24 protein-coding genes are annotated in these 23,523 nt (G+C 63.8%); 12 read left to right on the top strand and 12 right to left on the bottom strand.

The annotated features are described in order from the left end of the window. Positions 1–36 precede the first annotated feature (36 nt). From rpmI to YY7_RS0120320, 7 genes are all read left to right on the top strand, one after another. The gene (rpmI, locus tag YY7_RS0120350) at positions 37–237 is read left to right on the top strand and encodes a 50S ribosomal protein L35 (RefSeq protein WP_028164829.1); all 201 of its coding nucleotides are present in this window, start codon (positions 37–39) and stop codon (positions 235–237) included. 68 nt (positions 238–305) lie between these two features. Further along, entirely contained in the window at positions 306–665 is a 360-nt protein-coding gene (rplT, locus tag YY7_RS0120345; protein ID WP_027581334.1) for a 50S ribosomal protein L20, read from the top strand. Between the two features lie 126 nt (positions 666–791). After that, complete coding sequence (pheS, locus tag YY7_RS0120340; protein WP_028164828.1) at positions 792–1,874, top strand: phenylalanine--tRNA ligase subunit alpha; 1,083 nt, start codon at positions 792–794, stop codon at positions 1,872–1,874. Positions 1,875–1,876: 2 nt separating this feature from the next. Beyond that, positions 1,877–2,287 carry an ASCH domain-containing protein gene (locus YY7_RS0120335; RefSeq protein WP_028164827.1) on the top strand — a complete coding sequence of 137 codons (411 nt, stop codon included), beginning with the start codon at positions 1,877–1,879 and terminating at the stop codon, positions 2,285–2,287. Continuing rightward, positions 2,284–4,692, top strand: a complete 2,409-nt coding sequence (gene pheT, locus YY7_RS0120330; RefSeq protein ID WP_028164826.1) for a phenylalanine--tRNA ligase subunit beta — start codon at positions 2,284–2,286, stop codon at positions 4,690–4,692. The genes YY7_RS0120335 and pheT overlap by 4 nt, the downstream gene beginning before the upstream one ends. Continuing rightward, positions 4,689–5,465: a sulfite exporter TauE/SafE family protein gene (locus tag YY7_RS0120325; RefSeq protein ID WP_028164825.1), complete on the top strand. Its 777-nt coding sequence runs from the start codon at positions 4,689–4,691 to the stop codon at positions 5,463–5,465. The genes pheT and YY7_RS0120325 overlap by 4 nt, the downstream gene beginning before the upstream one ends. Positions 5,466–5,510: 45 nt before the next feature. Next, the gene (locus YY7_RS0120320) at positions 5,511–6,452 is read left to right on the top strand and encodes an MBL fold metallo-hydrolase (protein WP_028164824.1); all 942 of its coding nucleotides are present in this window, start codon (positions 5,511–5,513) and stop codon (positions 6,450–6,452) included. A gap of 97 nt (positions 6,453–6,549) precedes the next feature. Here YY7_RS0120320 and YY7_RS0120315 read toward each other — a convergent pair whose 3' ends face one another. From YY7_RS0120315 to YY7_RS0120305, 3 genes are all read right to left on the bottom strand, one after another. After that, the gene (locus YY7_RS0120315) at positions 6,550–6,933 is read right to left on the bottom strand and encodes an SHOCT domain-containing protein (protein WP_028164823.1); all 384 of its coding nucleotides are present in this window, start codon (positions 6,931–6,933) and stop codon (positions 6,550–6,552) included. 737 nt (positions 6,934–7,670) lie between these two features. Beyond that, complete coding sequence (locus tag YY7_RS0120310; protein WP_028164822.1) at positions 7,671–8,339, bottom strand: ATP-binding domain-containing protein; 669 nt, start codon at positions 8,337–8,339, stop codon at positions 7,671–7,673. Further along, positions 8,339–9,763 carry a flavin monoamine oxidase family protein gene (locus YY7_RS0120305; RefSeq protein WP_028164821.1) on the bottom strand — a complete coding sequence of 475 codons (1,425 nt, stop codon included), beginning with the start codon at positions 9,761–9,763 and terminating at the stop codon, positions 8,339–8,341. Before YY7_RS0120305 ends, YY7_RS0120310 begins: the two co-directional genes overlap by 1 nt. A 189-nt stretch (positions 9,764–9,952) precedes the next feature. Between YY7_RS0120305 and YY7_RS52285 the strand changes: the two genes are divergently transcribed. Beyond that, complete coding sequence (locus YY7_RS52285; protein ID WP_035690494.1) at positions 9,953–10,840, top strand: YiiX/YebB-like N1pC/P60 family cysteine hydrolase; 888 nt, start codon at positions 9,953–9,955, stop codon at positions 10,838–10,840. Between the two features lie 115 nt (positions 10,841–10,955). Here the strand turns inward: YY7_RS52285 and YY7_RS52280 are convergent, their stop codons facing one another. After that, entirely contained in the window at positions 10,956–12,860 is a 1,905-nt protein-coding gene (locus tag YY7_RS52280; protein ID WP_155255253.1) for a TonB-dependent receptor, read from the bottom strand. A gap of 445 nt (positions 12,861–13,305) precedes the next feature. On the opposite strand from YY7_RS52280, the gene nikR reads away from it, so the two are divergent. Together nikR and YY7_RS0120285 are read left to right on the top strand one after the other, a co-directional pair. After that, positions 13,306–13,746 carry a nickel-responsive transcriptional regulator NikR gene (gene nikR, locus YY7_RS0120290; protein ID WP_028164820.1) on the top strand — a complete coding sequence of 147 codons (441 nt, stop codon included), beginning with the start codon at positions 13,306–13,308 and terminating at the stop codon, positions 13,744–13,746. A 76-nt stretch (positions 13,747–13,822) separates the two neighbouring features. Continuing rightward, positions 13,823–14,572: a sulfate transporter family protein gene (locus YY7_RS0120285; RefSeq protein WP_028164819.1), complete on the top strand. Its 750-nt coding sequence runs from the start codon at positions 13,823–13,825 to the stop codon at positions 14,570–14,572. A 10-nt stretch (positions 14,573–14,582) separates the two neighbouring features. On the opposite strand, the gene YY7_RS0120280 is transcribed toward YY7_RS0120285, so the two are convergent. The 3 genes from YY7_RS0120280 to nth form a co-directional block, all read right to left on the bottom strand. Next, positions 14,583–16,211: an MFS transporter gene (locus tag YY7_RS0120280; protein WP_028164818.1), complete on the bottom strand. Its 1,629-nt coding sequence runs from the start codon at positions 16,209–16,211 to the stop codon at positions 14,583–14,585. After that, positions 16,198–17,361, bottom strand: a complete 1,164-nt coding sequence (locus YY7_RS0120275) for an HlyD family secretion protein (protein ID WP_028164817.1) — start codon at positions 17,359–17,361, stop codon at positions 16,198–16,200. The genes YY7_RS0120280 and YY7_RS0120275 overlap by 14 nt, the downstream gene beginning before the upstream one ends. Before the next feature lie 71 nt (positions 17,362–17,432). Beyond that, positions 17,433–18,197, bottom strand: coding sequence for an endonuclease III (gene nth, locus YY7_RS0120270; protein ID WP_028164816.1), 765 nt, complete (start codon positions 18,195–18,197; stop codon positions 17,433–17,435). A gap of 23 nt (positions 18,198–18,220) precedes the next feature. Here nth and YY7_RS0120265 point away from each other — a divergent pair, with 23 nt between their 5' ends. Continuing rightward, complete coding sequence (locus YY7_RS0120265) at positions 18,221–18,739, top strand: DUF2244 domain-containing protein (protein ID WP_028164815.1); 519 nt, start codon at positions 18,221–18,223, stop codon at positions 18,737–18,739. Positions 18,740–18,793: 54 nt separating this feature from the next. Then, on the top strand, positions 18,794–19,690 hold the full coding sequence (locus tag YY7_RS0120260; RefSeq protein WP_028164814.1) for a methylated-DNA--[protein]-cysteine S-methyltransferase: 897 nt from the start codon (positions 18,794–18,796) through the stop codon (positions 19,688–19,690). 218 nt (positions 19,691–19,908) lie between these two features. Here YY7_RS0120260 and YY7_RS0120255 read toward each other — a convergent pair whose 3' ends face one another. The 5 genes from YY7_RS0120255 to YY7_RS0120235 all read right to left on the bottom strand — a co-directional run bounded on the left by YY7_RS0120255 (position 19,909) and on the right by YY7_RS0120235 (position 23,520). Beyond that, positions 19,909–20,439, bottom strand: coding sequence for a GNAT family N-acetyltransferase (locus YY7_RS0120255; protein WP_245287338.1), 531 nt, complete (start codon positions 20,437–20,439; stop codon positions 19,909–19,911). After that, on the bottom strand, positions 20,436–21,059 hold the full coding sequence (locus YY7_RS0120250) for a 2,3-bisphosphoglycerate-dependent phosphoglycerate mutase (RefSeq protein WP_028164812.1): 624 nt from the start codon (positions 21,057–21,059) through the stop codon (positions 20,436–20,438). The genes YY7_RS0120255 and YY7_RS0120250 overlap by 4 nt, the downstream gene beginning before the upstream one ends. Before the next feature lie 67 nt (positions 21,060–21,126). Then, positions 21,127–21,942, bottom strand: coding sequence for a 4-hydroxy-tetrahydrodipicolinate reductase (gene dapB, locus YY7_RS0120245; protein WP_028164811.1), 816 nt, complete (start codon positions 21,940–21,942; stop codon positions 21,127–21,129). A 163-nt stretch (positions 21,943–22,105) separates the two neighbouring features. Then, the gene (locus tag YY7_RS0120240; protein WP_051396812.1) at positions 22,106–23,119 is read right to left on the bottom strand and encodes a M23 family metallopeptidase; all 1,014 of its coding nucleotides are present in this window, start codon (positions 23,117–23,119) and stop codon (positions 22,106–22,108) included. Between the two features lie 98 nt (positions 23,120–23,217). Next, the gene (locus YY7_RS0120235; protein WP_028164809.1) at positions 23,218–23,520 is read right to left on the bottom strand and encodes a DUF1330 domain-containing protein; all 303 of its coding nucleotides are present in this window, start codon (positions 23,518–23,520) and stop codon (positions 23,218–23,220) included. Positions 23,521–23,523 lie beyond the last annotated feature (3 nt).

Here is a 23,523-nt window from a genome sequence, read left to right as displayed (position 1 = left end):
CGGGGCGGTTTCGTGCTGGCGTTTAAGGAGAGCCAAATGCCCAAGCTGAAGACCAAATCGGGCGCCAAAAAGCGCTTCAAAGTGACCGGTACCGGCAAGGTGATGCACGCCCAGCGCGGCAAGCGCCACGGCATGATCAAGCGGACCAACAAGCAGATCCGCCAGCTGCGCGGCACCCGCGTGCTGTTCAAGACCGACGGCGACAACATCAAGAAGTACTTCTTGCCGAACGCCTGATCGCGCCTGAGCCGAGCTGCGTTCCACACAGCTCCCGTCACCACTTCAGAAATCCAAGGATTTAAGTCATGTCTCGCGTCAAACGCGGTGTGACCGCCCACGCCAAGCACAAGAAAGTCTACAAGGCCGCCAAGGGCTATTACGGCCGCCGCAAGAACACCATCCGCGTCGCCAAGCAGGCGGTCGAGAAGGCCGGCCAATATGCGTTCCGCGACCGTAAGCGCAAGAAGCGCACCTTCCGCGCGCTCTGGATCCAGCGCCTCAACGCCGCCGTCCGCCCGTTCGGCATGACCTACAGCCGCTTTATCGACGGCCTCTCCAAGTCGGGCGTCGTCGTCGACCGCAAGGTGCTGTCGGATCTCGCGATCCACGAGCCGGCCGCGTTCCAGGCGATCGCCGAGAAGGCCAAGGCCGCGCTCGCGGCCTGATCCGGCTCTTCGAAGTTTCTTGAAGTCGTCATGGCCGGGTAAGAGCGCGAGGGACATCTTTCGCGCTTCAGCTCGGTATGACCGGCTAGGAGCGACGGCTTAGCATCCTGGCCAAGAGGGATTGCTATGACCGATCTTGCTCAACTCGAATCCCAGATCCTCGCTGACGTTTCCAACGCCGGCGACGAAGCGGCGCTGGAAACCGTGCGCGTCGCCGCGCTCGGCAAGAAAGGCTCGATCTCGGCGCTGCTTGCCACCCTCGGCAAGATGTCGCCGGAGGAGCGCAAGACACAAGGCGCGGCGATCAACCTGGCCAAGGACAAGGTTGCCCAAGCGCTCGCCGCGCGCCGCGAGGTGCTGAAGGCCGCCGCGCTCGATGCCCGGCTTGCCTCCGAGACCATCGACGTCACGCTGCCGCTGCGCGAGGCGCCGGCGGAAGCGGGCCGCATCCATCCGCTCAGCCAGGTCTGGGATGAGCTGACGGCGATCTTCGCCGACATGGGATTTTCGGTTGCCGAAGGCCCCGACATCGAGACCGACGACTACAACTTCACCAAGCTGAACTTCCCGATCGGCCATCCCGCACGCGAGATGCACGACACCTTCTTCTTCAATCCGAAGGAGGACGGCTCGCGCATGCTGCTGCGGACCCACACCTCGCCGGTGCAGGTGCGCACGATGCTGACACAGAAGCCGCCGATCCGCGTGATCTGCCCCGGCCGCACCTATCGCATCGATTCGGACGCGACCCATACGCCGCAATTCCACCAGGTCGAGGGGCTCGTGATCGACAAGGAGTCACATCTCGGCCACCTCAAATGGATCCTGCATGAGTTCTGCAAGGCGTTCTTCGAGGTCGACCACATCAACATGCGCTTCCGGCCGTCGTTCTTCCCGTTCACCGAGCCGTCGCTGGAAGTCGACATCCAGTGCCGCCGCGACAAGGGCGAAATCCGCTTCGGCGAGGGCGAGGACTGGCTGGAGATTTTGGGCTGCGGCATGGTGCACCCGAACGTGCTGCGCGCCTGCGGCCTCGATCCCGACGTCTACCAGGGATTCGCCTGGGGCATGGGCATCGACCGCATCGCGATGCTGAAATACGGCATGAGCGACCTGCGCCAATTGTTCGACAGCGACGTCCGCTGGCTCAGCCACTACGGCTTCAAGCCGCTGGATCTTCCGACGCTGGCCGGAGGGTTGAGTACGTGAATCTGAGTGCTGTGCCCGAGCAATATCGGAACCTGCGAGCGTTCGCCTTCGGCGACGGCCCCGGGCTTGCCGACGAATTGCTCGAACTCGTCATCAAAGGCATCAAGACCGCGACCTGCAGCACCGAGGACGAGCCGAACACCTCGACATCGGGCGAACGCTGGATCGTGCTCGACGGCCGCGGCGAACCGGCTTGCGTCATCGAAACAACCGAAGTGACCTATCGCCGTTTTGGCGAGGTCGACGCCGCGTTTGCCTACGAAGAAGGTGAAGGTGACCGCAGCCTGCAATATTGGCGGGACGCGCACCGCCGCTATTTCGGTCGGCAGGGCAAATTCAGCGAAGACATGATGCTGATGTGCGAGCGTTTTCGTCTGGTTGAGGTTTTTCGCGATCACAGGTTGGCATCATGAAGTTCACCCTCTCCTGGCTGAAGGAACATCTCGACACCGACGAGCCCCTGGAAAAGCTCGCCGACAAGCTCACCATGATTGGGCTCGAGGTCGAGAGCATCGAGGACAAGGCGAAGGTGCTGGCGCCGTTCACCATTGCGCGGGTGATCTCGGCCGAGCAGCATCCGAATGCCGATCGTCTGCGGGTCTGCATGGTCGACACCGGCAACGGCGCTGCGCCGGTGCAGGTGGTCTGCGGCGCGCCGAATGCGCGCGCCGGCCTGATCAGCGTGTTCTCTGCCCCGGGCACCTTCATTCCCGGCAAGAACATCACGCTCGGCGTCGGTACGATCCGCGGCGTCGAGAGCCGCGGCATGCTGTGCTCGGCGGCCGAGCTTGAGATTTCCGACGATCATGACGGCATCATCGAATTGCCCGCTGATGCGCCCGTCGGCCAAGTCTATGCCGAATGGGCCGGCCTCGGCGATCCCGTCATCGAGATCAACCTGACGCCGAACCGGCAGGATTGCACCGGCGTGCACGGAATCGCGCGCGATCTTTCCGCCGCCGACATGGGCAAATTGATCGAGCCCGCCATCAAGCCGATCAATGGCGAATTCCCTTCGCCCGTGACGGTGACGGTGGAAGACGCCTCGCTCTGCCCGGGCTTCGCGCTGCGGCTGGTGCGCGGCGTGAAGAACGGCCCGTCGCCGGAATGGCTGCAGAAGCGCCTGGCTTCGATCGGGCTGCGGCCGATCAATGCGCTGGTCGATATCACCAACTTCATGACCTACGATCGTGCGCGTCCGCTGCACGTGTTCGACGCCAAGAAGGTGAAGGGCAATCTGGTGGTGCGCCGCGCCCGCGACGGCGAGACCCTGCTCGCGCTCGACGGCCGCACCTATACGCTGGATTCCTCGATGTGCGTGATCGCCGACGACGCCGGCGTCGAATCGCTCGCCGGTATCATGGGTGGCGAGGCTTCCGGCTGCGACGAGAACACCACCGACGTGCTGATTGAATCGGCGCTGTGGAATGAGATCAACATCGCCCAGACCGGACGCAAGCTCGGCATCAATTCGGATGCGCGCTATCGCTTCGAACGCGGCGTCGACCCGGCCTTCATGGTGCCGGGCCTCGAGCTTGCGACCAAGATGGTGATGGAATTGTGCGGCGGCGCGCCGTCGGAAAGCATCGTCGTCGGCAATCGCTACGGCGACGACCGCGTGATCGATTTCCCGCTGACCGAGGTCAAGCGCCTCGCCGGAATCGAAGTCCCGCTGGTCGAGACGAAGCGCATTCTCAGCCATCTCGGCTTCATGGTCGCGGGTACCGGCCCTGTGGTGAAGATCGCGGTGCCGTCCTGGCGCACCGATGTGCATGGCAAGGCCGACATCGTCGAGGAGATCGTCCGCATCGTCGGCGTCGACAAGGTGCCGATGACGCCGTTCGATCGCGGCGAGGAGCCGCGCAAGCCGGTGCTCACCTCTATCCAGCTCCGCACCCGCCGTGCCAAGCGCGCACTGGCCGCACGCGGCATGGTCGAGGCGGTGACCTGGTCGTTCATCTCAAAGCCCGCAGCCGAATTGTTCGGCGGCGGACAGGCCGAACTGGCGCTTGCCAACCCGATTGCCTCTGATCTCTCGGACATGCGGCCGAGCCTTTTGCCTGGCTTGGTCGCAGCCGCGCAGGCGAACATCAACCGCGGCTATCCTGACGTCGCGCTGTTCGAGGTCGGCCAGGTGTTCAAGGGCGACAGGCCGGAAGACCAGTTCGTTGCCGCTTCCGGCGTGCGCCACGGCTTCGCCTCGCTGGAAGGCGTGGGGCGGAGCTGGTCCGGTTCGGCAACGGCTGACGCATTCGACGCCAAGGCCGACGCGTTCGCGGTGCTGGCTGCGGCCGGCGCGCCAGTGCAGGCGCTGCAGATTGTGCCGGGCGGGCCCGCCTGGCTGCATCCCGGCCGTTCCGGCACGATCCAGATGGGCCCGCAGAATGTGCTCGGCTATTTCGGCGAGTTGCACCCGCGTGCGCTCGAGGCGCTCGGCGCCGATGGCCCGATGATCGCGTTCGAGGTGATCCTCGACCGTATCCCGGAGGCCAAGCGCAAGCCGACCCGCGCCAAGCCCGCGCTCGAACTCTCCGCGTTCCAGCCGGTGTCGCGCGATTTTGCCTTCATCGTCGACCGCAGCGTCAAGGCGGCGGATATCGTTCGCGCCGCACTGGCCGCGGACAAGAAGCTGATCACCGATGTCACCGTGTTCGACGTCTATGAAGGCAAGGGCATGGAGGACGGCAAGAAGTCGATCGCGATCGCGGTCACCGTTCAGCCGCGCGAGAAGACGCTGACCGACCAGGAGATCGATGCGGTAGCGGCCAGGATCGTCGCTGACGTCACGAAGAAGACCGGCGGCACTCTCCGGGGATGAGCCCGTTTGGTCTCATTCCTTCGGAGGTTGGCCTTAACGTTGCGCTGGCAATCTGTGCCATCGCCTTTGTCTCGGGAACGGCGCGCGGCTTTTCCGGTTTCGGCTCCGCGCTGATCTTCATGCCGCTGGCAAGCAGCATCGCCGCGCCCCGCCTGGTCGCAGCGCTGCTGTTGATCATCGACTTCGTCGCAGCGATGCCGCTGGTTCCGAACGCGTGGAAGCACGCCGATCGCAAGGCCACCGCGATCATGGTGCTCGGTGCGCTCGTCGGCGTGCCGATCGGCACCTATTTTCTCAGCGTGCTCGATCCCGTGACCACGCGCTGGATCATTTCCGGCTTCGTCGCTGCGCTGATGGTGCTGCTCTTGTCGGGCTGGCGCTACCGCGGCAAGGACCACGCGGCGCTTTCAATCGGCATCGGCGGCCTCTCCGGCTTCTGCAGCGGGCTCGCGCAAACGGGCGGTCCGCCGATCGTCGGCTACTGGCTCGGGCGCCCGATCAGTTTCCCGGTGGCGCGCGCCAATATCGTGCTGTTCTTCGGCGCCTCGGATTTCTTTTCCCTCGTGAGCTATTTCTTCACCGGCCTGATCACCGCCGATTCCGTCAAGTTCTCGCTCGTGGTCGGGCCGGTCTACGCCATCGGCGTCTGGTTCGGCGCCTCCCTGTTCGGCAAGGCCAGCGAACGTGTCTTCCGCGCCATCTGCTATGCCCTGATCGCCGCCGCCGTCATCGCCGGCCTGCCCATCCTCGACGGCGTGCTGCGGGGACGATAGATTCGGGTGTTGAACGCGGGCGGAAAAAAGCCAAGGGAGGAATCCATGATCGATCGCCGGAATGCGCTAAAACTGGCGCTCGGCGGCGCCGCCGCACTTGCCGCACCGGCCGCGCTGGCACAGGCCGCAAAGCCTCGAACGCGCGCCGTGTTTCTCGGCACCAAAGGCGGCCCGCGCGTCGGCATTGGCGCTTCAAATCCCGCCAACCTCGTTGTGGTCAACGACACGCCGTTTGTCATCGATTGTGGCATGGGGGTGAGCCGTCAGCTCGTGAATGCGGGCGTGCCAATCCCTTCCATCAAATACATCCTCATCACCCACCATCATTCCGATCACAATCTCGAGTACGGCAACCTCTTCTACAATGCCTGGGCCGCCGGGCTATCCACGCCAATCCATTCGTTTGGGCCGAAGGGGATCGAGGCGATGACGAAGGCGTTCTGGGAGCTGAACAAATTCGATGTCGAGACCCGGATCGAGGATGAAGGCCGGCCCGATCCGCGCAAATTGCTGATCGCGAAGGACATCGACGACGGTGTGGTGTTGAAGACATCCGAGGTGACGGTCACGGCCTTCCGCACGCCGCACCCACCCATCGTTGACAATTTTGCCTACAAGTTAGAGACGCCCGATGGCACCATCGTGTTCTCTAGCGATACTGCCTACAATCCGAAGCTCGCTGAATTCGCTGAGGGAGCCGACGTGCTGGTGCATGAATGCATGTATCTGCCTGCCGTCGATCGGCTGGTCGCTAAAACGAAGAACGGCGCAACGCTGAAGAAGCATCTTCTCGAGAGTCACACCACGACCGAGGATGTCGGCCGCGTGGCGGCGGCCGCGGGAGTCAAGGTGCTGGTGATGAGCCATTTCGTCCCCGGAGACGATCCGCTGGTCACTGACGAGAATTGGACCGAAGACGTGAAGAAGAATTTTTCCGGCCGCATCGTGGTAGCAAAGGACCTGATGGAGTTGAAGCTGCCGGTGTGAGTCGCATGTCAACGGCGATCACGGTGATCGCCGACCATGCTACAGGGGTTGTGTGCAGCACAGCAAGGATATCGTCGCGACGAAGAGCCGAGCAGCACTACTGCACGAGCCGAGCGCGCAGCCGTGTAAATTCGGCGTCGCTGATCGACCCAGCCTGTTTCAGCCGACCGAGCTTTTCGATTTCATCTGCGGCGCTGAAACCAATCGCGCTCCTGAGTTCGTCGCGCGCCTGCCGAGCTTGTTGCAAGTTGCGCTCCGCCATGCCTCTTCCCTGAAAGATCAGGTATGCAAGCATGAAAATGAATGGAAATATGATCCATCCTATCACCCATAGCGCCTTGACCCAGCCGGAAATGTCGTGGCGTCGGAATAGATCGGAAGCGACGGTAATGAGCAGCCAGAACCACACGATGAAGAAGAATATGGTGAGGACGTCCAGCAGGAAATTTCGATAGGTGAAGCCCTCCTGAAAGAAGAACATTGCGATCCTCCTCTGCCTGCCACTGCGTGCAACAGTTCCAGCCAACCCGATATTGTTCCTTAAAGCGCGATCCCGCCGCCTGCGTTTGATCTAGATCAATGCACGTCGGATCGAGGATCAATCAGGCGACACCCCCGATGTCTTCAACCTATGGCTGCTTTGCCCTCAAGAACGGAAGCCGCTCGGGTACACGCCTTCCGACTAGTGCGTGATGAGATAAGGTCGAATTGTGTTCCCACGGGCGCTGCCTCTTCTCACCTCTCCCATAGGGAGAGGTCGGCGCGTAGCGCCGGGTGAGGGGATCTGCTCTATCGAGGGACCCTAACCCCTCACCCGCGCCTCCGGCGCGACCTCTCCCTTCGGGAGAGGTGAACTTGCGGCCAAGCCGATTCAACCAAATGACATCGAGCTCTAGTGCATGATCTCCGCGCAAACGCTTCGCGTTTGTTGCGAGGGAAAACCGGTCTCCACTTTCCGGATCACCCGCCGTCATTGCAAGTCACCGCGTCGGCGCGCAATGACGATGTGGGTGCAGCGGGTGCGACAAATCAACCCGACGGGCAAATCACCCGAACGTCCGTCCAGCCCTCGCGTGAAAAATAAATCGCTTAACCCGTCGGGCGGGGCCTCATCCTTCGAGACGCGGCCAACCGGCCGCTCCTCAGGATGAGGGTCCAACAGCGAGCGCGGGTTGAACCGTGGGCACGGGGCCGCACGCCTTTGCCCACCCCACGTTGCTACGCAATCACCAGATCGCAATACGCATAGCCGTCGCGTTGCACCCGTTCGCCGGCGCTGACTGCGATCCGGTGCGAGAACATCGGGCCGGCCACCACACACGTATGAAACTCGCCATTCTCGCCGCATGGATCGACGCCATCGGGGAGATCGGCGAGAAGCTGCGCATCGAACCGGCGGCCGGCGAATTCGGCAGGCAGCCGCTTCAGGTCAACGGTCGCAAGATAGGCTTCCAGCCCGCTTGCGATCATGACTTGCGCCAGTGCCGGCGTCGGCCGCTCCCACAGCGGGAAGATCGGCGTGATGCCGGTGCCAACCAGCTTCTGCTCGCGGTAGGCCCGGATATCGGCGAGGAAGAGATCGCCGAAGATCATGTGGGTGATGCCCTCAGCGAGGGCCTGCGCGACCGCTTCACCCATGCGCGCCTCATAGACGTCGTTGGGACAGGGGTATGGGATCGGCACGATTCGCTGCGGCAGCCCCGCCGCCTCGCATTGCGCGCGCAAGATCTGCTGCCGCACGCCGTGGATCGCGACGCGCTCCAAGGTCTCGCTGACGGTCGTCAGCGCGCCAACGACCTCGAACTCACCCGTCTGCATCACTTCATGCAATGCGAACGCGCTATCCTTGCCGCTGGACCAGGAGATCAGCGCCTTCGGCCGCGGCATCAGTCGAACAGCCCTCGCGGCTGAGCCGATTGCGCCGGCGGTGCGCGCCTGCGCTGCTTCTGTGGCGACGGTGCTGCCGCCGCCGGCGCTGCCGGCAATGCGCCGATCCGGCGCAGCGCCGCTTCCGCGGCCCGCTCGCCGCTCTCCCAGGCGCCGTCGACGGTGCCCCACAAGGTGTCATGCGTGGCCTCGCCGGCGAAATACATGCAGCCGACCGGATCGATTAGCGCTCTCCGTGCGGCCTGCCCGCCGGGTGCGGCCACCGACATCGCACCCAGTATATAGGGCGAAGCGTTCCAGCGCGTGGCGCTCGACTTCTTGATGCCGGCCACCGCATCGCTGCCGAACAGCTTCTTCAGCCATTCCGTCGCGAATGCGATCATAGCCTGCTCACTCTCTGCCGACAGATCGCGGCCGAACGAGCCCGCGACGTCGATCGTGCACAAGGATGAACCGCCGACATTGGCGTAGAGCAGCGCGGTACGCGTCGAGTTGCTCTGCTCGATCAGGACATCATCGTGCGCAAGCCCGAGCGGATTGCCTGACATCTGCAGCGCGATGCGGTCGTAGCTGCCGAGGCTGAGCTTTGCGACCGCATCGACCACGCGCTTGGGAAGTTCGGAATCGAACTTGAGCTTGCCGGCCGCGAGCACATTCGTCGACACCGTGATGATGGCGGCGCGCGCGAGGATCTTGCCCGACGGCGTGTTCACCTCGACGTCGCGATTGCTGTAGGAGATGCGGGTGGCGGGCGTCGACAACGCCACGGGCAACTGCGCGCCGAGCTTCGCGATCAGCGTGCCGAGCCCCTGCCGACAGGCGACTGCGTTGTCGCGGTCCTGCGCCCGCGCCTTGTCGACGACCGAGACCTCCTTGAGGTCCTTGCCGCTGAAACTGGCGCCGAGCACGAACTCCGCCGTGCCTGCCCAATCGCCAAGCTCCTTCGGCAAGACCGAGGCGCAGGATACGTCGCTTCGGCGCGCGGCATCGTCGATCGCGCGATTGGCGCGCACCAGCGCGGCTAGGAATTCCTCGGTCTCGCCGGGACGTGCGTTACGGCGGCCGATCCGGATCTTCTCGCCCGACGGCGCGGGCAGCAGCTCGAGCCCCGCGGTCCGTGCGAGGCGGAGCATCGGATTGGTCTCCGGATTGTGCACCCAGCGCGCGCCGCGATCGAACGGAACCTCGAAGGTCGAGCTGTCGGTCTGGCAGCGGCCGCCGATCTGGCTTGAGGCTTCCAGCACGATCACCTTGCGGCCCGCCGCCAATACGCGCCGCGCCGCAGCAATGCCGGCGGCGCCCGCGCCGATGACCACGATGTCAGCATCGCGCGCCGGCGGCGCGGCTCCAGCGCGGCCGGCAGAAAGCGAAGTAACGGCAATGCCCGCGGACGCCGACAGGAAGTTGCGGCGGGTGATTGTCATATCATGGTTTCCGCAGGCTTGAAGCAAATGGGAACAGCCCGCGAACCTTGCCGCATCTCATGCGGCGCAGCAACCATCATGGTGAATCAATCATGATTGATCGGCTGCGTCGATGAACTAAATTGCAACCGCTCGCGACCATGATAAGGAACCAAAAAGCGGAAGGGCAAGCCGCGCAGGGGGAAGCATATGGGCGTCATGCTCGACACGATCGGCCAGGTGATCGCGGGCTACCTGCAGAAGGAGATCCCGGGCTACGAGCCGTTCACGCCGAGCGATCCGGAGCATCTGCGCGGCGTGATACAGCCTGGCGATGTCCTGCTGGTCGAAGGCAACAACCGCATTTCCGGCATCATCAAATACCTCACGCAATCGACCTGGTCGCACGCCGCGCTCTATGTCGGTCCGGTCGACGGCGCCTGCGAGCCTGACGGCGAGCCGCATGTGCTGATCGAGGCCAATATCGGCGAGGGCGTGACGGCTGCGCCGCTGTCGAAATATTTCCCCTATCATACCCGCCTCTGCCGCCCGGTCGGCCTGTCCTACGAGGACCGCGAGACGGTGTGCCGCTACGCCATCAACCGGATCGGCTTCGGCTATGACACCAAGAACATCGTCGACCTTGCGCGCTATCTGTTCCCGCTGCCGGTGCCGCAGCGCTGGCGGCGGCGGATGATCGCCTTCGGCTCCGGCGATCCCACCAAGATCATCTGCTCGGCGCTGATCGCGCAGGCCTTCGATGCCGTGCGCTATCCGATCCTGCCAAAAATCACGCGCACCTCGAGCCGCAAGGCGCGGCGCGAGATCCTGCACATCCGCGATTCCTCGCTCTACATGCCGCGCGACTTCGATATCTCGCCCTATTTCGAGGTCGTCAAACCCACCATCGTGCACGGCTTCGACTACACTGCCCTGCACTGGGCCGACAAGCAGAAGCCGCTCGAGGAGGTGGCGGGCGAATTCAGTGTGTTTCACGAAAAGTCGCCGCCGCTTGTTCCTGAAACGACTGACCAGGAAACGCCGATTCCGGCTGCGCCTGAGGATACGGAAGTGAAGACGCTGGAGCTCGCGGCCTAGAGCATGATGTCATTTGGTTGAATCGGCGTGACCGCGGTTGTCCACCTCTCCCATAGGGAGAGGTAAGGCACCTCCGACGTGGCGCCAATTTGACCTGATCTCATCATGCTCTAGATTAGAAGCGCGCCGCCAGCGTCAGGCGGACCGCGAGCGGTTCGGCCGGGTGGATGTGGCGATCTGCGACGCCCTCGATCGGCTCGCCCGGCAGGCGCGACAGATAATAGTATTCGATCTGGTTGGTATTGGCATTGAAGAGATTGAGCACGTCGAGCTGCAGCCGCATGCCATTGTCGAACTGATAGCCGGCCCGGGCGTTGAAGATCAGCGAGGATTGCGAGCGCACGCTGTCATCCTCGATCAGCGGACGCGGCCCGAAATAGCGCGCGGTCAGGGCGCCAAACCAGCCGGTCTCGCGGCCGAACGTCACGGCGCCGCTGGCGATCCAGGCCGGCGCGCCCGGAATGAAGTTGCCGACAGGATCGAAATCGGTGAAGCGCGCACGGGTATAGGCGAGATCGACGTCGATGCGCATCCACGGCAACGGCCTGTACTGATTGGTCCACTCGATGCCGATGCGCCGGCTCGGACGGCTCGCCTCGGTGGTGCCGGCATCGCCGACGAACAGGAGTTCGGAATCGAAGTCGAGCACGAACACCGCGAGCGAGCTGGTCAGGCCTTCGATCGCCTTGGTACGGATACCGACCTCGGCGCCCTTGGAGCGGACCAGCAGCGGCACGCGGTCGAGCGGCGTCACCTTATCGGTGGGATCGACGGTGATCGTCGCGCCGCGGATGTCGTTCGAATGCAGGCCATAACCGGCATTGCCGTAGAATTCGGTCTTGTACCACGGGCCCAGCACGATGCCGGCCTTCGGGCTGGTCACCGCGGCCTGCGCATTGCCCGAATTTTGCGGCGTGTCGCTGAAGACATGACCCGCAAAGAAATCCTCGCGGATGCCGACCGTGGTGCGCAGCCAGTCGGTCCAGCGCGCGGTGGTGTCGGCCCACAAGCCGACATTGCCTTCCTGCACACGGTCCTGGCGCACCGTCGAGAGCGCCTCGCGCTGGAAGATCTTGAACAGGCCGACCTCGATATCGTCGCCGCGGGTCTGCACGCCGACACGGGTCTGGGTCTCGATGCTGGCGACGCGCGCATCGAAGGCATGGGAGGCATTGAAGCCATAGACGGTGCGGCGATCGAGCTGGCTGAACTGATCGCCATTGATGGGATCGTCGAGGAAATAGGTGAAGTTGTTGAACAGTCGCAGCGACGAACGGATCACATAGGCATTCGCGAGAGTCTGGCCGTAGTCACTCGACTGCGCCCAATTGCCGGACAGGCTGAAGCGGCTCGAGGTGCCGCCGTCGGTCGGATCGAGCGAGCCGAAACGGCCGATCAGGCCCTGGTCGATCGCGCGCTGCGCCACCTGGTCGGTCGACGTCCAGCCGTTGGAATAGGCCATCGCCGACAGCGTAAACCCATCGGTCGCGGTGCCCTGGCTGTAGCGCAGCACGCCGCTCGCCTTGCGCACATCGTCCGGCACGTCCCACGGACCGTCATATTTGTTGGCCACGATCGCGCCGAGCAGCGTACCCCCGCCGACCGCCGTGGAGCCCGCCGCCAGCGCGCGCTGATAGCCGAAACTGCCGAAGGTCACCTGTGCGATGTTCTTCGGCAGCCGGTTGACATAGTCGATGCCGATGCTGCCGGCGGAGGAGAAGTCTCCAGTGTCCGCATAGTACGGACCCTTGCGAACGTTGACGGAACTGATCAGTTCCGGAATCAGGAAATTGATGTCGGCATAGCCCTGGCCGTGGCCATGGGTCGGCATGTTGACGGGCATGCCGTCGACCTTGATCGCAAGATCGGTGCCGTGGTCGAGATTGAAGCCGCGCAGGAAATACTGGTTGGCTTTGCCCTCGCCGGAATGCTGGGTGACGATCAAGCCGGGCACCACTTCCAGGACCTCGCCGACGCGCGACACCGGCAACGCATTCACCTCCTCGCCGCTGATCCGCATCTCGCTCGCGGCGGTCGGCAGCAGATTAGCCGCACCCACTTGTCCCGAACCGAGGGCGATGCCGCCCGCCGCCGATGCGGGCTGAGCCGATTGGGCTGTGTGAGGATTTCGCCCGCTGCGCGGACGGTGCGACTGTTCGGCCCGCTTGATCCGCTTTGGTGGCGTCGTCTGCGGCGATGTCACCGTGACCGCAGGAAGTTGATTACCGGGCTGGCTGGCAGCCGTTTGTGCCTGCGCCGGCGACGTGAGAACAACAAGGGAGGCGGCGGGAAAAACCCACCCGACAAGTTTACGCAATGCCCATGCCCCCGCACGGCAACCTGCTACAATCCGACAGGCAACCAGTTCGACTTCAACCCAGCCCGTCGAGGCTAACAAAGCTCAGTATGACGTTACAACAAGAATATCATACTGACGCACCCGCGGCGCCAATCGGAAATACCTGATGCAACGGATCACCATCACCATCGAGGACGATCTGCTCGACGAGATCGACGCCGCGGCAAAAACGCGCGGCTACCAGAACCGCTCGGAGATCATCCGCGATCTCGCCCGCGCGGGATTGCAGCAGAGCGCGGAGGACGCGGCGCCGTCAGGGCAATGCGTGGCCGCGCTGGTGTATGTCTACGACCACGCCGCACGCGACCTTTCAAAGCGGCTGGTGCAGAACTTCCATGGTCACCACGACCTCTCGCTGGCGACGCTGCACGTCCATCTCGACGACGATAGCTGCATGGAAGTGACCGCGCTGAAAGGCGCCGCCGGCGACGTCCGCCATCTCGCCGACCACGTCATCGCCGAACGCGGCGTGCGCTATGGCCGGGTCGTGATGATCCCGACCGCACCGGACAAGAAGCCGCGCAAGCATGGGCACCGGCACGATTGAAGGCGGCGGCCCGGCTCTTGCCGAAGCCGCCGGTCATATCTAACTGTCGCAGGGGCTTTTTGGAGATAGACCCACGATGTTGGATGCCGCCGTCAAGGCGCTCACGCAAATCCTGTCGCCGCCGATGCGCTCGATCCTGTGGCGCTCGGTCGGCGTGGCGCTGGTATTGGTGACGGTGCTCGCAATCGGATTGCAGCGGCTGTTGAGCTGGTTTGCCGACTATGGCGAGGTCTGGGCCGAAGGCCTGCTCGGCCCCAACTTCCACTCCACGCTCCACGTGCTTTCCTGGATCGTATCGATCGCCGCCGGCCTCGGCGTGGTGCTCGGCGGCATCTTCCTGATGCCTGCGATCACCTCGCTGGTGGCGAGCCTGTTCGTCGACGAGGTTGCCGACCATGTCGAGCGCGAACATTATCCGGCCGAACAGCCCGGCGTCGCGCTGCCGTTCAACCTCGCCATGACCGAGGGCATCAAGACCGCGCTGCTGACGATACTGGTCTACCTGATCGCGCTGCCCTTCGTGCTGTTCGCCGGCGCCGGCTTCCTGATTTTCTTCTTCGCCACCGCGTGGCTCTTGGGCCGCGAATATTTCGAGCTTGCGGCGATGCGGTTCCGGCCGCCGGCTGAGGCCAAGGCGATGCGCCGCGACAATGCGGCGACCATATTCACCGCCGGCCTGATCATCGCCGCCTTCGTGTCGATTCCGATCGTCAACCTGGCGACGCCGCTGTTCGGCATGGCCTTCATGGTCCACATGCACAAGCGCCTGTCAGGCCCGAGGCCGGAATTGCTCGAGCCGCGGCGGCAGGGAATATCGATGCGCTAGCAGTCGACGATCAGGCCACCGACATTCCGCACTTGCGCATCACCATCTTGGCAAAGCCGAACGGCTCCGGCGTAAACGGACCCGGCGGCGCGCGGGTAATCAGGGCGACGAAGAACAGCGCAGTCATCGCCAGCCAGAAGCACAGCCAGAAACCGTCGATATAAGCGAGCACGTTGGCCTCGCGCTGCACCAGCGCCGCCAGCGTCCCCACCGCCCGCGCCTGGGCGAGGCCGACGCCGTGTGCCGCGAATTCGTCGGCGAGCTGCTTGAGCATGCGCACGACATTGACATCGCCATTGGCGACGTGTTGCCCGATATAGTTGGAGTGGATCTGCTCGCGGACGCGCAGCCAGGTGCCCATCAGCGCCACGCCGATCTCGGCGCCGCCAAGCCGCATGATCTGGATATAGGCGGCGAACGCAGTGGCGCGGCTCGGATCGGAATTGGCCAGCGCCATGATGATGATCGGCAATAGCGTCAGCGACTGCCCGATCGATTGCAGGAGAACGATGCCGGCAAAATCCCCCCGCGCCCAATCGTGGGTCAATTGCGTGCCCCAGAGATTGGCGGCCGCGAAGGCCGAAAATCCCATAACAACCACCGTGCGCGGATCGAAATGCCTGAGCAGATAGATTGAGATCGGCACCAGCACGAACATCGGCAGCGCACCGTAGGTCAAGAGCAAAACGCCGCTCTGCTCCGGCCGCATCAGCGCGATCGTGCCGAGGAAGTTCGGCACCAGCGATGAATTGGACAGACTGGTGAGGGTGTAGAGCAGGATGACGACCAGCGAGAGCCCGACGTTGCGCGAGAACAGCACGTTCACATGCGCCCAAGGCTGCCGCACCATTGTCTCATTGATCACGAAGACGACGAACAGCGCCGCGCCGCCAAGCAGCAGTGCCATCACCGTGCCGGATTCGAGCCAGTCGAGCCGATTGCCCTGATCGAGACCGGCATAGATCATCGACACCGAGCTGCCGAGCAGGAGCATGCCACCCCAATCCGCATCGCGAAGCAGATCCTTGTTGACGGGTTCGCTGGGCGTGCCGAGATAGACCATCAAGGCCATCAGCGGCGCGATGACGACGCCCTGCCAGTACACCCACTGCCAGCCGAGATGATCGACATAGAAGCCGACCAGCGAGGTCGAGGTATCCAGTGCGAAGCCAACCCGGATCGCGTAGATCGATATCGCCGGAATCCACCAGCGGATCGGTAGATTCCGGAACACGATCATCAGCGTCGCCGGCACGAAGGTGCCGAGCAACAGGCCATGCACGATGCTGAGCCCGATCAGCGTCGGGTAATGGTCGACGAATGGGATGACCAGCGACACCCCGGCATAGGCGAGGCTCGGGATGCCCAACACGCGGCGCAAGCCGAACACGGTGGCGAGCCAGGCGACCGCCGGCGCGATGAAGATTTGCGAGCCGATTCCTGCGGTCGAAATCCAGGCGCCCTCGTCGAAACCGAGCGAGAATGCACCGCGCAGGTCCGGCAGGCCAACCGTAGTCAGCCGGCTGTCGACATTGGCGAGGAACGCGCCGAGCAGCACCGCGGCCACCGCAAACAGCGGCTGCCGCGCGATGCCGCCCTGCGAGACCGGTCCACGGCCGGCGTCGTCATTTGCCGCCATTCGTCCCCGCATCGGCAGTGTTGATGCTGGTGATCACCGACATGCCAGGCAACAGGCGCGAGAGCAGCGGCTGATTTTCGTCGAACCGGATACGGACCGGGATGCGCTGCACGACCTTGGTGAAATTGCCGGTGGCGTTATCCGGCGGCAATAGCGCGAATTGCGAGCCGCTGGCCGGCGCAATGCGCTCGACGCGACCGCGCAATCTATCACGCGGGAAACTGTCGACGGTGATCTCGACGGGTTGGCCCGGCCGCACCCGTGTGAGCTGGGTTTCCTTGTAGTTGGCGATCACATAGACATTTGGCAGCGGCACGACATTGATCAGGTTGGTGCCGATATTGACGTAGTCGCCCGGCTGCACCTGCCGCTCCCCGACGACGCCGTCGAACGGCGCCACGATTTTGGTGTAGCCGAGCTTGAGCTTCGCAGCGGCGAGCTGCGCCTTGGCAGCATCGAGATCGGCGGCGCGCTGCTTCTTGGTGCCCTGCAACACCTCGAGCTGATGGCGCTGCGCGGCAACCACGGCGCGGCTCGCGCGCACATCGGCCTGCGCCTTTGCATAGGCGGCGGTCGCCTGTTCGAGCCTCTGCCGCGTGCCTGCGTCGGTTTGCGACAGCGATTGCTGGCGCTCCTGCTCCTGGCGCGCCTCGACCTCCAGCGCCGCCGCGGACACTTGCGCGGCCTCGGCCTGCGCGATCGTCGCGTATTGCAGTTCGACCTGATTGTTCAGATTGTCGAGCGCGGCCTGCGCGGCGGCGACGCCGGCTTCGGCCTGCGCAACCTGGGCCTCGTAATCCGCGGGATCGATCTGCACCAGGAGGTCTCCAGCCTTGACGTGCTGGAAATCCTTCACCGCCACTGTCAACACCTCGCCGGAGACGCGGCTGCTCAAGCGCGTCAGCTCGGCGCGAACATAGGCGTCGTTGGTGGTCTGGATCGTGGCGGCGCCGATCCATTCGTCCCAGCGCAGCGTGGCGAGCGCAATGAAGGCGAAGGCGGCAAGCACGGCGAATACGGGAATGGCCAGCCGCGCCAACGTGCTCGACGGCGCGGCGGATGGCTTCGGCGGCGGAGCCGTAGGCGCCGGAGCCGGTGACGGCGCAATCCGGTTCAGGGGTGCCGGGGTGATTTGGTTTTGCTCACTCAAGGTACATTCCCCAGGTCATCCTTCTCACGCAACTACCGAGACAGCGACCGGCCGAGGGCGGCCATCATCGCTCAGACCGTCTTTTCCGGCCACCGGCAAAGATCGTTGATCAGGCATACCTCGCAGCGCGGTTTCCGCGCGAGACAGGTGTAGCGGCCGTGCAGGATAAGCCAGTGATGTGCATGCAGCATGAACTCGGCGGGAATCACTTTCTCCAGTCCGAGCTCGACTTCGAGCGGCGTCTTGCCCGGCGCAAGCCCGGTGCGGTTGGCGACGCGGAACACATGGGTATCGACCGCCAGCGTATGTTCGCCATAGGCCATGTTGAGCACAACATTGGCGGTCTTGCGGCCAGCGCCGGGCAGCGACTCGATCTCGGCGCGGGTGCGCGGCACCTGGCCGCCGAAATCCGAGATCAGCTTCTCGGATAGCGCGATGACGTTCTTGGCCTTGGTGCGATAGAGACCGATGGTCCTGATATAGTCGCGCAGCTTCTCCTCACCGAGCGCGAGCATTTTCTGCGGCGTGTCGGCGACGGCAAAGAGCGCACGCGTCGCCTTGTTGACGCCGGCATCGGTCGCCTGCGCCGACAGCACGACGGCAACCAGCAGCGTATAGGGATTGAGATGCTCAAGCTCCCCCTTCGGCTCCGGGTTGGCCTTGCGGAACCGTTCGAACGCTTCGCGCACTTCGGCCGGAGTCCAGGGCTTCTGGGCTTTAAGGGATTTCTTTGCCGCGCGAGCGGGTGGCCTCGCCACCGGCTTCTTTGCCGATTTTTTCGGCGACGATCGAACGGTGGGTTTCCTGGCGCGTTGAGCGCGGATGATTTTGGCCATGATCGGCCATATACTGGTACGCCATGACTGCTAGCAACGACTTTGACCCCACGCTTGAACCAGAGCTGTTCTCGGCGCTGCTGACGCCGCACCGCTCGCTCAATCGTACCGGCTTCATCGTGCTGATGAGCATCGTCAGCGCGGTCAGTTTTGCGGCCGGCGCCGTATTCTGGTGGATGGGCGCCTGGCCGGTGTTCGGCTTCTTCGGCCTCGACGTGCTCGTCATCTACTGGGCCTTCCGCGCCAATTTCCGGACCGCCCAGGCCCGCGAGGAAATCACAGTGACGCCATCGGAATTGCGGGTGCGCCGGGTCAACCATCACGGCCATATCGCGGAATGGGTGCTCAATCCGCTCTGGGTGCAGTTCGAGCAGCAGGTCGACGCCGAGTTCGGCATCGAGCGGCTCTATCTGGTTTCCAGGGGACGCCGGGTCGACATCGGCAGCTTCCTGGGTCCAGACGAAAAAGCTAGTTTTGCCAAAGCCTTAATTGCCGCGCTGAACGCCGCCAAGCGCGGCCCGATCTACAATCCGATCCATTGAGGGTTGTCGGAAAACGGGTGGCTGAACCGCCGCATGCGCCCTAAATCAGCACCCATGATGACACTCGCCATCCACGATCAGCGTTTGGCCAAGTCGGGCCTCCAGAGTGCCGCGCAGCGCGACTACGATTCGGTACGGCGCGCGATTGCCTTCATCTCCGAGCGTTGGCGCGCGCAGCCGACCATCGAGGCGGTGGCGGATGCCGCCGGTGTGACGCCTGACGAGCTGCATCACCTGTTCCGCCGCTGGGCCTGTCTCACGCCAAAGGCGTTCATGCAGGCGCTCACCCTCGACCATGCCAAGAACCTGCTCCGCGATTCCGCGAGTGTGCTCGATGCCGCGCTCGATTCAGGACTGTCAGGCCCCGGCCGGTTGCACGATCTCTTCGTCACCCATGAAGCGATGTCGCCGGGCGAATGGAAGATTGGCGGCGCCGGCATGACGCTGAACTACGGCTTCCACCCCTCGCCATTCGGAACCGCGATCGTGATCGCCACCAGCCGCGGTCTCGCCGGTCTCGCCTTCGCCGATCCCGGCGACGAAGCAACCGCATTTGCCGACCTGCGCCGGCGCTGGCCGAACGCGACCTATGTGGAGGACGCCGAAGGCACCGCTCCGATTGCACAGCGCGTCTTCGACACGAAACTCTGGCGGCCGGACCAGCCGCTGCGGGTGGTCCTGATCGGCACCGATTTCGAGGTGCGGGTGTGGGAGACGTTGCTGAGGATCCCGATGGGACGCGCAGTGTCCTATTCCGACATCGCCTGCAAGATCAACAGCCCGAAGGCCTCGCGCGCCGTCGGCGCCGCGGTCGGCCGCAATCCCGTATCGTTCGTGGTGCCCTGCCATCGCGCGCTCGGCAAAAGCGGCGCGCTGACCGGCTATCATTGGGGCATCACCCGCAAGCAGGCGATGCTCGGCTGGGAAGCCGGGCAGTTGGGATTGCAGTAGCGAGGTTGCTTGTAGGATGGGTACGGCGTCTCTATCCCCGTCATTGCGAGCGCAGCGAAGCAATCCATGCCTCCACGCGTGAAGAGGTGGATTGCTTCGCTGCGCTCGCAATGACGACGGAGCTGCGTAGGGTGGGCAAAGGCGCTTGCGCCGTGCCCACCATTTCATGCTGCGCTTGTGATGGTGGGCACGCTTCGCTCTGCCCACCCTACGGGTTCCTACTTATCCAATCGCTTCCAGAACACCGCCGTGTCGCAGAGCCTGCCGTCAGGAAACAGCGCGTAGTTCGGGATGATCCCGCTCTCGGTCCAGCCGGCGCGCTTGTAGAGGCGATAGCCGTTCTCGCCCGGCACGGTGTCGAGCACGAGCAGCCAGCGGCCGCGCCTGATGGCTTCGACTTCGATCTGCGCCATTAGAGCTGCGCCGATGCCGCGCCCGCGGGCAGAACGGTGTACCAGCATCTTTTTCAGATCGGCGCGGTGCGGCTGGTTGGGTGGCGTGTCGAGACCCAACTGGACCGTGCCGACGATCCTGCCGTCGAGCTTTGCTGCGAGCAGCACGGCGTCGCCGGATGCAACCGCGTCAGCGACCTTACGAAAGTACGTACGCCCGTCGGCTTGCGAGAACGGCGCCATGAAGCTGACACTGGCGCCGCCCTCGACACAATCGACGAGGACCGATGCGAGTTGCTCGAGGGCTGCGTCCGGTACGGGCGCGTCGAGAACGGATATCTCGACGCTGCCGCTCACGCCGCCAGGTCGAGTTTGGAGGCAACGGTGGAGTCGGCGTTGAGGCGGTAGATGATCGGTGCGCCGGTCGCCAGCTCGCGCTTCACGATCTGCTCGGGCGACAGTTTCTCCAGCACCATGATCAGCGCGCGTAGCGAATTGCCGTGGGCGGCGACCAGCGTGCGCTCGCCGCGCAGCACGCAGGGCAGGATTTCCTGCACGTAATAGGGCAGCGCGCGCGCCAGCGTATCCTTCAGGCTTTCGCCGCCGGGCGGCGACACGTCGTAGGAGCGGCGCCAGATCAGGACCTGCTCCTCGCCCCACTTCTTGCGAGCGTCGTCCTTGTTGAGACCGGAGAGATCGCCGTAATCGCGTTCATTGAGCGCGAGGTCCTTGAGCGTCTTCAATCCGGTCTGGCCGATTTCGGCGAGTGCCAGATCGAGCGTATGCTGCGCGCGCTTCAACACTGACGTAAAGGCGATATCGAACGACAGTCCCTGCGCCTTCAACTTGCGCCCGGCCTCTTTTGCTTCAGCGATACCCTGCTCGGTAAGACCGGGGTCCTTCCAACCGGTGAAGAGATTCTTCAGATTCCATTCACTCTGGCCATGGCGCACCAGCACGAGAAGACGATCGCTCATTCCAAATTCCGTTCTTGTTTGAGCATTATCATATCGGAAAACCGGTCCCGCTTTTCCGGATCATGCGTTAGACGTCGGACAGCCCCAGCACATCCATCATGGAGTATAGCCCGGGCTCCTTGCCATGTGCCCATAGCGCCGCCTTGATCGCGCCATGCGCAAAGATCATGCGGTCCTCGGCAAGGTGCGACAGCGTGATGCGCTCATGCGGTCCGGCGAAGATCACGCTGTGGTCGCCGGGCACCGTGCCGCCGCGGAGCGACGCAAAGCCGATATCGCCGGTGCGGCGCGCCCCGGTGTGGCCGTCGCGGCCGCGCACCGAGTGCTTCTCGAGCGCAACACCGCGGCCGGCGGCGGCGGCTTCGCCGAGCAGGAGAGCGGTGCCGGAGGGCGCGTCGACCTTGGCCTTGTGGTGCATCTCGACGATCTCGATGTCGAAGGCATTGTCGAGCGATTTGGCGACCTGCTTGACGACGGCCGCCAGGATGTTGACACCGAGGCTCATATTGCCTGATTTCACCACCACGGCGCGGTTGGTGACGCTTCGGATCACCGCGTCGTCGGACGCTGACAGCCCGGTGGTGCCGATGACATGGACGAGTCCACGCTGGACCGCGATCGCGACATTGGCGATCGTTGCCGCCGGCACGGTGAAATCCAGGATGCCGTCGGCATTGGCCGAGAGCGACCAAAGATCAGCCGATAATTTGACGCCGTTGGCCGGCAGGCCCGCGAGCATGCCGGCGTCCTCTCCGAGGAGGTCAGAACCGGGCGCTTCCAGCGCACCGGTCAGAACTGCGCCCGAAGTCTCCGAGATGGCGCGCGTCAAGGCACGGCCCATCCGGCCGCCGGCCCCCGCAACGATCAAGCGCATATCGGCCATGGCTTATCCCTCACCACGCCCTATAGCGGGCGCAGGCCATTCCGGCAACCGAGTCTCTTGCGAGACGTTCCCATAGGCAAGCAAAAGCTGGAAACGAGGCGGGCAGAACGATAGTCCAACCTGACCCCGCCGGCGGGATCGCTCAGGACGCCATCCCGCATGGCTATAGCGCTAGTTCCAACTGCTTTTCCAAGACGACTTGGCCGTCGCGTTCGACAGTATAGGTTGCCTTGTAGGTGCCGCGGCCCCAGCCGTTCGGCGGGCGCTTCTTTCCCGCAAACAACATGTACTGTGCCTTGTTGGTCTGAAGCGGCGCAGCTCGGTTTTCGGCGAGAACTTGTCCTTGCGGGTCCTTGATCACCAGCCCCTGGGTGTCTCCCGCTTTCAGTCCGATGGCACGGACGAAGGCAACAAGCGCGGGGGAATCGGCGGATACGGATTGCCCCTCCGCACTTGCTTCCTCGATGAGTTCCATGGTCGGCGGACCACTCATGAAGCCGGCGTTCAGCACCGCTCGTTCCTGATAGGCAAGCCGGGCGCGGAGCGCGGGCTGCCAAAGCGATTCGCCGCTGCCGCATGAGCCGGGAACAGCACCGTAGGCGAAGGGATCTACGACGGTTCCTTTGTACCTCACAGTGAAATGCAAATGAGGATATTCGGTCAGCCCGGACAGACCGATGCGGCCGAGCCGCTGCCCGCGGGCGACGTCGTCGCCGGGCTTCACCGCCAGGCTGCCATTGGCCATATGGCAGTATTGGGTTTCCCAACCGCCAGGATGTTCGACGAGGACGCCGTTGCCGCATTCGACATCGCGCACGGCCTCGCGAGCTGGCTTGCCGGTGGCGTCGGGCACGCCGTCGCGCATGCGAAGAACGCGGCCGCTTGCGGAAGCGAGCACGTCCACGCCGGATCTTTGCGCCGCGAGCGAGGGTATGCGGAAGTCCGTCCCGTTATGTGCGTCGTAGGTAAGCGTGCCGCATTTATAGTCGCGGCTCGATTGCGACGGATCGTCGTCAACATAGTTCTGTATGTAGCAGGTCCGGCCAATCTCGCAGCCGACGGGCATTCCAAGCTCGATGTTCTCCGCGCGCGCGGAGCCGGCAAAGCCGACTGCGGTCGCGATCGCTGCGACGGACCGTATGAAGCTCGTGGATACGGTGGACGGCGTCGCAATCATCTGGCCGAAGCCTATCAGCTATCCCGCGCAGGATCATTTCCTGTCGACTGTTATTCGGACAACGCGTGGCTCGTCACCTTCTCGCGAAGAAGGCCGGCTCAGGACTGCGGCGCGTCGTAGCCTTCGATGATGATGAGATCGGCGATCGAATGCGGCTGCCGAACCTTGATGTTGGCCTGGTATTCCGGCGAGCGATAGCAAGCCAGCGCCGTTTCGTAATCGGGAAACTCGATCACGACGTTGCGGGAACGGCTCTGGCCTTCGACTGTGGTGAACTTGCCGCCGCGCACGACAAACTTGCCACCGAATTTCTGGAAGATGGCCGCGTTGGCCGCGATGTATGGCTTGTAGCCTTCCTCGTTGTGAACGTCGACGCGTCCGATCCAATATCCCTTGGCCATCCC

The sequence above is a fragment of the Bradyrhizobium elkanii WSM2783 genome (genome assembly GCF_000472865.1).
In the GTDB taxonomy this organism is placed as follows: domain Bacteria; phylum Pseudomonadota; class Alphaproteobacteria; order Rhizobiales; family Xanthobacteraceae; genus Bradyrhizobium; species Bradyrhizobium elkanii_A.
Note: the sequence above shows the minus strand (reverse complement) of the source record. Positions and strands in the feature narration are given on the sequence as shown.

Coding starts and splice junctions, on each gene's coding strand:
- rpmI (WP_028164829.1), top strand. CDS start 37: ATGCCCAAGCTGAAGACCAAATCGGGCGCCAAAAAGCGCTTCAAAGTG.
- rplT (WP_027581334.1), top strand. CDS start 306: ATGTCTCGCGTCAAACGCGGTGTGACCGCCCACGCCAAGCACAAGAAA.
- pheS (WP_028164828.1), top strand. CDS start 792: ATGACCGATCTTGCTCAACTCGAATCCCAGATCCTCGCTGACGTTTCC.
- pheT (WP_028164826.1), top strand. CDS start 2,284: ATGAAGTTCACCCTCTCCTGGCTGAAGGAACATCTCGACACCGACGAG.
- YY7_RS0120325 (WP_028164825.1), top strand. CDS start 4,689: ATGAGCCCGTTTGGTCTCATTCCTTCGGAGGTTGGCCTTAACGTTGCG.
- YY7_RS0120320 (WP_028164824.1), top strand. CDS start 5,511: ATGATCGATCGCCGGAATGCGCTAAAACTGGCGCTCGGCGGCGCCGCC.
- YY7_RS0120315 (WP_028164823.1), bottom strand. CDS start 6,933: ATGTTCTTCTTTCAGGAGGGCTTCACCTATCGAAATTTCCTGCTGGAC.
- YY7_RS0120310 (WP_028164822.1), bottom strand. CDS start 8,339: ATGCCGCGGCCGAAGGCGCTGATCTCCTGGTCCAGCGGCAAGGATAGC.
- YY7_RS0120305 (WP_028164821.1), bottom strand. CDS start 9,763: ATGACAATCACCCGCCGCAACTTCCTGTCGGCGTCCGCGGGCATTGCC.
- YY7_RS52285 (WP_035690494.1), top strand. CDS start 9,953: ATGGGCGTCATGCTCGACACGATCGGCCAGGTGATCGCGGGCTACCTG.
- YY7_RS52280 (WP_155255253.1), bottom strand. CDS start 12,860: ATGCGGATCAGCGGCGAGGAGGTGAATGCGTTGCCGGTGTCGCGCGTC.
- nikR (WP_028164820.1), top strand. CDS start 13,306: ATGCAACGGATCACCATCACCATCGAGGACGATCTGCTCGACGAGATC.
- YY7_RS0120285 (WP_028164819.1), top strand. CDS start 13,823: ATGTTGGATGCCGCCGTCAAGGCGCTCACGCAAATCCTGTCGCCGCCG.
- YY7_RS0120280 (WP_028164818.1), bottom strand. CDS start 16,211: ATGGCGGCAAATGACGACGCCGGCCGTGGACCGGTCTCGCAGGGCGGC.
- nth (WP_028164816.1), bottom strand. CDS start 18,197: ATGGCCAAAATCATCCGCGCTCAACGCGCCAGGAAACCCACCGTTCGA.
- YY7_RS0120265 (WP_028164815.1), top strand. CDS start 18,221: ATGACTGCTAGCAACGACTTTGACCCCACGCTTGAACCAGAGCTGTTC.
- YY7_RS0120260 (WP_028164814.1), top strand. CDS start 18,794: ATGATGACACTCGCCATCCACGATCAGCGTTTGGCCAAGTCGGGCCTC.
- YY7_RS0120250 (WP_028164812.1), bottom strand. CDS start 21,059: ATGAGCGATCGTCTTCTCGTGCTGGTGCGCCATGGCCAGAGTGAATGG.
- dapB (WP_028164811.1), bottom strand. CDS start 21,942: ATGGCCGATATGCGCTTGATCGTTGCGGGGGCCGGCGGCCGGATGGGC.
- YY7_RS0120240 (WP_051396812.1), bottom strand. CDS start 23,119: ATGATTGCGACGCCGTCCACCGTATCCACGAGCTTCATACGGTCCGTC.
- YY7_RS0120235 (WP_028164809.1), bottom strand. CDS start 23,520: ATGGCCAAGGGATATTGGATCGGACGCGTCGACGTTCACAACGAGGAA.